This is a genomic window from Corallococcus sp. AB030 (assembly GCF_003668965.1).
Lineage (GTDB): Bacteria > Myxococcota > Myxococcia > Myxococcales > Myxococcaceae > Corallococcus > Corallococcus exiguus.
The window spans coordinates 1-8,687 of the sequence record NZ_RAWQ01000301.1 but is presented as its reverse complement, the minus strand read 5'-3'; the positions used below and the strand labels follow the sequence as shown (position 1 = coordinate 8,687).

6 protein-coding genes and 1 tRNA gene are annotated in these 8,687 nt (G+C 71.8%); 3 read left to right on the top strand and 4 right to left on the bottom strand.

What is annotated here, in order from left to right:
- Together D7Y15_RS40480 and D7Y15_RS40475 are read left to right on the top strand one after the other, a co-directional pair.
- Nucleotides 1–1,700, top strand: a 1,700-nt coding sequence (locus D7Y15_RS40480) for a bifunctional UDP-sugar hydrolase/5'-nucleotidase (protein WP_233605276.1), incomplete at its 5' end; no start/stop codon positions are given.
- A 231-nt stretch (nt 1,701–1,931) separates the two neighbouring features.
- The gene (locus D7Y15_RS40475; protein WP_121755919.1) at nt 1,932–2,345 is read left to right on the top strand and encodes a hypothetical protein; all 414 of its coding nucleotides are present in this window, start codon (nt 1,932–1,934) and stop codon (nt 2,343–2,345) included.
- A gap of 150 nt (nt 2,346–2,495) precedes the next feature.
- On the opposite strand, the gene D7Y15_RS40470 is transcribed toward D7Y15_RS40475, so the two are convergent.
- From D7Y15_RS40470 to D7Y15_RS40455, 4 genes are all read right to left on the bottom strand, one after another.
- On the bottom strand, nt 2,496–5,276 hold the full coding sequence (locus D7Y15_RS40470; protein ID WP_121755918.1) for an Hsp70 family protein: 2,781 nt from the start codon (nt 5,274–5,276) through the stop codon (nt 2,496–2,498).
- Between the two features lie 25 nt (nt 5,277–5,301).
- The gene (locus D7Y15_RS40465; protein WP_121755917.1) at nt 5,302–7,164 is read right to left on the bottom strand and encodes an Hsp70 family protein; all 1,863 of its coding nucleotides are present in this window, start codon (nt 7,162–7,164) and stop codon (nt 5,302–5,304) included.
- An 88-nt stretch (nt 7,165–7,252) separates the two neighbouring features.
- Nucleotides 7,253–7,867 carry a DUF2760 domain-containing protein gene (locus D7Y15_RS40460; RefSeq protein ID WP_121755916.1) on the bottom strand — a complete coding sequence of 205 codons (615 nt, stop codon included), beginning with the start codon at nt 7,865–7,867 and terminating at the stop codon, nt 7,253–7,255.
- Nucleotides 7,868–7,965: 98 nt separating this feature from the next.
- Nucleotides 7,966–8,038 (bottom strand) — tRNA-Ala (locus tag D7Y15_RS40455).
- A 202-nt stretch (nt 8,039–8,240) separates the two neighbouring features.
- Between D7Y15_RS40455 and D7Y15_RS40450 the strand changes: the two genes are divergently transcribed.
- Nucleotides 8,241–8,687, top strand: a 447-nt coding sequence (locus tag D7Y15_RS40450; protein ID WP_368667428.1) for a tetratricopeptide repeat protein, incomplete at its 3' end; no start/stop codon positions are given.

Sequence of the window (8,687 nt, the reverse complement as noted above, 5' to 3'; positions counted from 1 at the left end):
CGCGCGCCCCGGCCGAGCCCGTGCGGCTCACGGTGGTGGGCACCAACGACTTCCACGGTTGGGTGATGCCCCACCGCGCCACGCTGCCGGACGGGCAGAAGGTGGAGCAGGGGGGCGCGGCGCTGTTCGCGTCCTACGTGGCGCGGCTGCGTGAGGACAACCCGGGCGGCGTGCTGCTGGTGGACGGCGGCGACCTGTTCCAGGGGACGCTGGCGTCCAACCTGGGCGAGGGCGCCATCGTCGTCGACGTGTACAACCTGCTGGGCTACACGGCGGTCGCCATCGGCAACCACGAGTTCGACTACGGGCCGGTGGGCCCAGGGCCCGTGGCCACGCGTCCGGACGAGGACCCGCTGGGGGCGCTCAAGGCCCGCGTGGCGCAGGCCAGGTTCCCCTTCCTGTCCTCCAACGTACGCGAGAAGGACGGACGCCCCCTGGAGTGGCTGGGCAACGACGGCACCACGGTCGTCACCGTGAAGGGCGTGAAGGTGGGCCTGCTGGGCCTGTCCACGCTGCAGACGCCGCAGACGACCAACCCCGCGAACGTCGCGGGCCTGCGGTTCGAGTCCCTGGCCGACTCCGCGAAGCAGGCCGCGAAGTCGCTGCGCGAGCAGGGCGCGGAGGTGGTGGTCGCCATCGCGCACGCGGGCGGCAAGTGCACGGACCTGTCGAACCCGCGAGACACGTCCGGGTGCGAGCGCGACGACGGCGAAATCTACGCGGTGCTGGAGGCGCTGCCGAAGGGCGCGGTGGACGCGGTGGTGGCGGGCCACACGCACCAGGTCATGGGGCACTTCTTCGGCGACGTGCCGGTCATCGAGACGACGGGGCTCGCGCGCTCGTTCGGCGTGGTGGACCTCTTCGTGGATCCGGTGACCCACCGCGTGCTGCCCGAGCGCACGCGCATCAACGCCGCCATCCCGGTGTGCGGCGCCGTGGACGCCACGCTGAAGTCCTGTGATCCGCTGGTGCTGCGGGACGCGAAGGACGTGCGGCTGGTGCCGGCCACGTTCCTGGGCCAGCCAGTGACGCCGGACGCCCGCGTGGAGGCGCTGGTGGCCCCCGCGGAGGCGCGCGTGGAGGAGGAGCAGCGCCGCCCGGTGGGCGTGGAGACCCGGGCCCGCATGCCCCAGGTCTACGAGGGCGAGAGCGCGCTGGGCAACCTCATCGCGGACTCGATGCGGGAGGCGGCCCGCTCCGACGCGGCGGTGATGAACGCGGGCGGCATCCGGGCGGACCTGCCGCAGGGGCCGCTCACCTTCGGGAAGCTCTACGAAATCCTGCCCTTCGACAACACGCTCGCGGTGCTGGACCTGAGCGCGGACGAGCTGCGCCGCTTCCTGTCGCTGGCCTACGGCGGCCGCAAGGGCGTCTTCGCGGTGTCCGGCCTGGAGGTGACGCTGCGCGCGTGCCCGGGCCCGGAGCGCTTCCAGGGCGTGACGCTGCCGGGCGGCAAGCCGCTGAAGGCGAAGGCGACCTACCGGGTCGCGGTGCCGGACTTCCTCCTGCGCGGAGGTGACGGGGTGGGGCCCTTGACGTCCACGCTGCCACAAGAGCGTATCCACCTGTTGCAGGCGCAGGACCTGCGCGAGGTGCTCACCGAGTACGGCCGCGCCCACGGCAACGCGCTGAAGCCCCCGGCGCTCGGACGCGTGCACCTGGTGAAGGCGGCGGGTCCCTGCGCGGACGCGAAGCCCTGAAAAAGCGCGGCCGACGTTGGAATTTTTCCCTCCGTGCTGATCCGCTGGGGCTGGATCGCGGCGCAACCCAGCGGAAGATCAGCACATGGCGCCCGGGGCCGAATTTTCGGCCTGGGATCAGTTTCCAACGGAGGGAAACCTCCCTACTCTAGGGCACGCGAGCTCCCTTGCAGGCGCGGCCCTGAGCCAGCGCGAGCAGGTTGGAGCCCGTGCGTGGGAGGGACAGAAGAAATGCTCTACAAAGTGACCCCGATGATGGTCCCCGCCGTGCCCGAGAAGAAAGAGGCACGCGAGCCGCGCAAGCGGCGCAAGTCCTCCGTCTACGACGCCGACGGCCACGAGGTGTTGATCTCGCTGATGTGTCTGAAGTGCAAGACGCTCAAGCCGCTGGCGCAGTTCGGGCTGCGGAAGATGGCGGACGGCGCCATCCGCAACCAGCCGTGGTGCCGGGGCTGCCGCTCGGGCGCGGGCACGAAGAAGCCGAAGAAGGACGAGTCCCAGGCCGCCACCGTCCAGGTGCCCGCCGTCGCCGCCACGGAGCCCGTGCTCCAGGTCGTCGCCGCCGTGCCGCTCGACGCCGCGCCCGTGGCTCCGACGCTCGTCGACGCCCCGGCGGCCGACGCGACGCCCACCCCCCTGGTCTGATTCACCGCCCGGGATGATCCGCCCTGCTGGGGCGCGCACTGTTCGCGCCCCGCATGTGACGGATCTGCCCGGAGCCTCCGCTCGCTTCGAGCCTCCAGGAGGGTCTCTTCCCGCCGGGCGATGATCCGCCCGGCCGGCCCGCCTCCTGCTTCAGGACAGCCGCAGGCCCGCCGGCAGCGTATCGCCGAGCGCCCGGGCTTCGTCCGCCGCCTCCAGGGCCACCACCTCGCGCACCATCCGGACCCAGGTGTCGGAGGCCTTCGCGGCCACCAGCGCCTGGGCCGTGCGCTCGCGCAGCGCCGGATCCAGATCGCGCGTGCGGTCGCCGGTGAGGCGCGCGAGCTGGGCGGCGGCGAAGGGCGCGCCATCCACCTTGCGCAGGTCCAGGGACAGGAGCAGCTCCAGCCACGCCTCCGCCGTCTCCACGTCCACGACCTTGTGGCTGCTGCCGTACAGCGGCACGCGCGCGCCCAGCCGGCCCAGGGCCCACGCCCACGGGCCGCCGGAGCGGGACTCGGCCTTCAGCCGCGCGGCGATCCACCGGCCCACCTCCGCCTTGTCGCCCGGCGACAGGTGCTCCAGCGAGGCGGCGGTGCGGATCATCTCGTCCAACCCTTCCGGTTGGATGCCCTTCACCTTGCCGCCCTGCGTGGGCGCGTCCGGCGGCACGCGCCGGGCCAGGTGCGGCTGGAGGTAGCCGTACAGCTTCTGCTGCTGCGCTTCGGAGAGGCCGCCGGCGATGCGGCGCCACATCACCCAGAACTCCGTCCACACCGACTTGTCCGTGTGGTGCTGCACCAGCGCGTCGAAGAGGCTGAAGGTCTGCTCCGCGCGCCAGCCGTCCAGCGGGTAGCCGAAGCCTGGGCGCAGGCTGAAGCCGGTGAGGCTGTAGAAGACGCGCTCGTGGTCATCCGTGCGGCGGCGCTTGCTCGCGCCCGCGTAGAGCGTGCTCCACAGCTCGCGCAGCACGGGCACGCGCCACGTCTCGCGAGGGCCCAGCACCTTCTCCAGCGTGCGCGACAGCTGCTTCACGTCCTTGGGGCCCAGGGGCAGCGGCTTGTTGCCGTAGACGCGCTCCACGTTGTCCTTCGCCTCGGCGAAGCGCGCGGGCATGGACTCGGTGACGGTCAGCTCGTGCGAGCCCCCGGTGCCGCGCAGCTCGAACTCCAGGCGCCAGCGCTCGTCCGCGACGTCCGACACGCAGAACAGCTCCAGCGTGCCAATCTCCGTGAGCGCGGCCTGCAGGTGCACCGGCACGTCGCTCACCTTGCCGGACGCGCCCTTGAGCAGTGTGTGGATGGGCGGCAGCGGCTTCAGGTCCTCCGCCAGCGGCACCAGGTCCCCCGGCTTGTCGATGCGGTCGCTCGTCGTGGAGTAGAGCGCGAACTGCACCGGCCGGCCCAGGGTGAGCGTGAAGGGGCGCTCGCCCAGGTCCACCTTCTGACCCTCCTCGAAGCCGCGAGGAATCAGGCACAGCGTGGGCTGCTCCGCGCTGTCCGGGCCGCGCTGCAGACCCACGTAGTACGCGCGCGCCGCGCCACCGCCGATGCGCAGGCCGTGACCGCGCCGCACCAGCCCGTAGTACGCCGCGCCCCGAGCCACCGCGAGCTCCAGCGACTCGTGCTTGAGCAGCGGGATGCGCGGCGCCTGCGGCCACCACGCGGACAGCGCGTCCACCAGCCGCGCCGAAATCTGCGGCGAGTTGAAGACGCCGCCGTTGAGCAGGATGGCGTCCGGGCGGGGCAGGGCGCCTTCGTGCGACGGCGTCTCGCCCAGCGCCGCGAAGCCCGCCGCCGCGTGCTGCGCGAGGAAGGCCGCCAGGTGCCGCGTGACGGCCGGGTCCTGCACGTACGGCAGGCCCAGCTCCTGGAGCGCCATGCGCGCCGAGCGCCGGGGCCGGTCCACAGGTGAGGACATGGGGAAGAAGCCGTCCAGCACCAGCGCGTGCGCCTCGTCGCGGCCCAGCTCCGTGGACAGCGTGCCGCCCAGCAGCCGGCTGCCCTCGCCGATGAGCGACACGCCGTACTTCTCCGGCGGCGTGCGCCCCAGCAGCTCCTCCTTCGCGGTGCGCGCGGCCTGGATGGCCTGCGTCCACTGCGTCGCGGACAGGCGCCGGCCGTTCTGGGTGAGCTTCTCCTCCATGCGCCGGGCGAGCGCCGCGTCCATGTTGTCGCCGCCCAGCATCAGGTGGTCGCCCACCGCCAACCGCCGCAGCATGGGCCCTTCCGGCGACACGCCCGCGTGCACCAGCGTGAAGTCCGTGGTGCCGCCGCCCACGTCCACCACCAGCACCAGCCGCACCTGGGACAGCGTCTGCTCCAGGTCCGAGCGGTGGCGCGCGGTGTAGTCGTAGAAGGCCGCCTGCGGCTCCTCCAGCAGCGTGAACTTCTCCAGCCCCGCCTTGCGCGCCGCGCTCACCGTGAGGGCGCGCGCCGCCTCGTCGAACGAAGCGGGGACGGTGATGACCACCTCCTGCTTCGCCAGGGGCTCGTCCGGGTGCGCGAAGTCCCACGCCCGGGCCATGTGCGTGAGCAGCAGGGCGGACGCGTCCACCGGGGACAGCTTCTGCACGTCCGCGGGCGCGCCCCACGGGAGGATGGGCGCGGAGCGGTCCACGCCCGGGTGACACAGCCAGCTCTTCGCGGACGACACGAGCCGGCCGGGCACGCGCGCACCCTGCCAGCGGGCCAGCTCGCCCACGACATACGGGCCACCGTCATCGCCCCAGGGCAGGCGCAGCATTTCCGGGGCCAGCTCGTGGCCGGCGGGGACGTAGACGGTGGACGGCAGGAGGGCGCGGGGGGCCACCTCGCCCTGGCGGACGAGCTGGGGCAGGGGGAAGTCCTCGACGGGCGCCCCCGAGCCTTTGCCTGGATCCACGGATGCCACCGCGCAATGGGTGGTGCCCAGGTCGATGCCGACGATTCGCATACGCCTCCGGTGTGCGGGGCCCCTTCTACTCCTTCATGCGCACGTTGAGCTCCAGCTTCCAGCGCCCGGATCCGTTCTTCTCCAGGCACCGCAGCTCCAGCGTGCCCACCTCCGTCACCGCCGCCTGGAGGTTCACCGGCGTCAGGTCGCCAAAGGGCGTGGGCTGTCCGGGCAGCGTCGTCTCGAGGGGCGCCACCTCCTCCAGCCCCCCGGACGCCAGCTCCGACTCCACGTCCTCCACCATCTCGCCCACGCGGTCATCGCGCCGCACGGACGACGCGAAGAAGCGGAAGCTGGTGGGCTCGCCGGTGACGAGTCCGAACTCCTGCGGAGGCACGTCCGCCTGCGTCCCTTCCTCCATCCCGAAGGGCGCCACGCACAGCGCCTTCACCGGCGGCTCCATGCCCGGCACCGCCGGCATCGCCGTCTCCACGCCCACGTAGTAGGCGCGCGCAGTGCCGCCGCGGATGCGCAGGCCGTGCCCCTGACGCACCCAGCCGTAGTACGCCGCGCCGCGGGCCACCGCGAGGTCCAGGTCCGCTCCCTCCAGCTCCTTCGCCGGGGGCGCCCCTTCCGCGGCGAGCCACTGGTTGAGGACCTCCATCACGCGGTCCTTCAGCGGTCCGGCCTTGAAGACGCCGCCGTTGAAGAGCACCGCGGTGGGGTGCAGGAAGGCCTTGCCCGCCACGTCCACCGGCGAGTCCGAGCTGGCCGCCAGCGCCTGCGCCTGCCGGGTGAGGAAGGCCGCCAGGTGCTTCGTCACGGCCGGATCCTGCGCGTACGGCAGTGCCATCTGAGCCAGGCCCGTGCGGCGCGCGGTGCGCGGAAGGTCCGCCACCTCCGTCACCGGGAAGAAGCCGTCCGTGAGGACGCGGTCCAGCTCCTCGCGCGTCAGCTCCGTGCGCAGCGTGCCGCCGATGAGCGACGAGCCCCGGCCCGGAATGGCGATGGGCACCTTGTCCACGGAAGCGTCCGCGTACAGCGTCTCCTTCGCCTGCCGGCACCCATAGGTGAGGCCGTTGAACTGCCACGCGTCCAGCTTGCGCCCGTCCGCCGCCATCCGCTGGTTGAGCGTGTGCGCCAGGGCGAGGTCCATGTTGTCGCCGCCCAGGAGGATGTGGTCGCCCACCGCCACGCGCAGCAGCTCCAGGTCGCCCTCGCGGTCCTTCACGGTGATGACGGAGAAGTCGGAAGTGCCGCCGCCCACGTCCACCACGAGGATGACTTCCCCGGGCTGCACCTGCCTGCGGAAGTTCTCCCCCATCGCCTCCAGCCACGCGTACAGCGCGGCCTGGGGCTCCTCGAGCAGGGTGATGTGCTCGAGGCCCGCCGCCTTCGCGGCCTCCAGCGTCAGGTCGCGCGCCGCCGCGTCGAAGGATGCCGGGACGGTGACGATGACCTCCTGCTTCGACAGCGCGTTGCCGGACTCCTCCTGCGCGCGGGCGAAGGTCTGGTCCCACGCCTCCTTCAGGTGGCGCAGGTAGCGCGCGGACGCATCCAGCGGCGACACGCGCTGCACCTCCGGCGGCGCCTGCCAGGGCAACAGCGCCGAGCGCCGGTCCACGCCCGGATGCGACAGCCAGCTCTTCGCGGACGACACCAGCCGCGTGGGCACCTTCGCCCCGTGCGAGCGGGCGAAGTCACCCACGATGACGCCCGGCTCCGGGCTCCACGGCAGCGCGAGGCTGCCCTCCGGGAACTCCTGCGCGCTGGGGAGGTAGAGGAAGGAGGGAAGCAGCGGACGCGCTTCCACGGTGCCGGGCGCCGTCACCTGCGGCACGGGCAGCATGGACTGCGAAGGGCCGCGCGGCTTGCCGTCCTCGAGGTTGAAGTAGGACACCGCGGAGTGCGTGGTGCCCAGGTCGATGCCGATTGCGTATCGGGCCATATCGGTCAGGAACCCCGGGAAGGGGCCTTGTGGTTCCTCGAAGGGAAGGGGACTTCGGAGGATGCGCCGCCTGCTCCTCAGGCGGGCATCAGGCCAGCTCGACTTCCGCCGGCGCCAGCACGCGCGGCTCCATGGCGGGGCTGACCGTCGGGAACTTCACCTCCGTGGTCACCCAGCCGTGGTGCCGGAGCGTGCCGCCATAAGGAGGTTCACCGGCGACGTTGCCGGTGAGCCGGATGCGCTGCGCGTCGAAGCCCGGCGGCACCGTCACCTTGTCGCCCTCGCCCTGCGGCAGCACCGGCTGGAGCGTCAGGTACTGGTGCACCACCTTGCGGCAGCCCTCGTGGACGATGCGGGCCGCCGCGCCCACGTCCGCGTCCGGGAAGGCCGCGACGTTCTCCTGCACGAAGTCCAGGAAGCGGCCCTCGCGCTGGAGCATGGCCAGGAGCGACAGGGCGCTGGCGTGCTCGCGCTCGGGGAGCAGGGGCGCCGGGGCGACGGGGGCCTGGACGACGGGCGCCTTCACCGGCGGTGGGGCCTGCGTGTCCCCGGACGGGAGCTCCTTGAGCTGGCCGGCGTCATAGGCGCGGCTGGTCGGCAGCACGGCCTGCGCGAATTCGCGGGACACGAGGCAGCGCCAGAAGCACAGCCAGGCGAGCCAGAAGCGGGCGAAGAACGACAGGGAGGCGGACGGGTCGGTCATCGGCCCCGGATAACAAAGCCGGAAGCCTTTGCAATTCGCCAATGGCCTGAAATGCAAAGGGCCTCACGGTTTCCCGTGAGGCCCTTTGTTCTTCAGAGTGGAGGTGGACGGGATCGAACCGACGACCTTCGCATTGCGAACGCGACGCTCTCCCAACTGAGCTACACCCCCACATGGGGACTGCTGGCTGCCTGCTGCGCCTCGCGGGCGTTGGGTCCCGAGAAGTGAGTGGGCTAGTACCGGAGCCTCACCTTGCTGTCAAGCAGCTCGTTTTCGGCACCAACCCTGCGATTGACGTGCCGCACTGTGGATGCCATAAAAACCCCCTTCCAGTACCGCATCCTTCCCGGCCATTCCGGGCACCTCCTGGTTCATGTCCACCTCCCCATCGAAGACGTTGAGCCCCACCGAGCTCGCGAAGCTTGAGCATTCGTTCGCTTCCGACCCCTCGTCGGATGCGTACAAGCCCCTGGCGGAGGCGTACCTCGACCTGGGTCGCTTCATGGAAGCGATGGTCGTCTGCAAAAAGGGCGTCAAGGCGCACCCGACCGCGGCCGATCCCCGCATCCTCCTGGCCCGCGTCTACGCGGCGCAGAACAAAGACAAGAAGGCGCTTGAGGAAGTGATGGGCGCCCTCCAGGTGCAGCCGGAGGACAAGGCCGCCCTGCGCATGGCGGGCGTGCTGCAGATCAAGGGCGGCGAGGCCGACACTGGCCGCGGCAACCTGCTCAAGGCCTACCAGGCGGACCCCGGCGATCCGGAGACCGTCACGCTCCTCCAGCAGTACAAGGTGGAGATCCCCCGCCCCGCGGCGCCCACC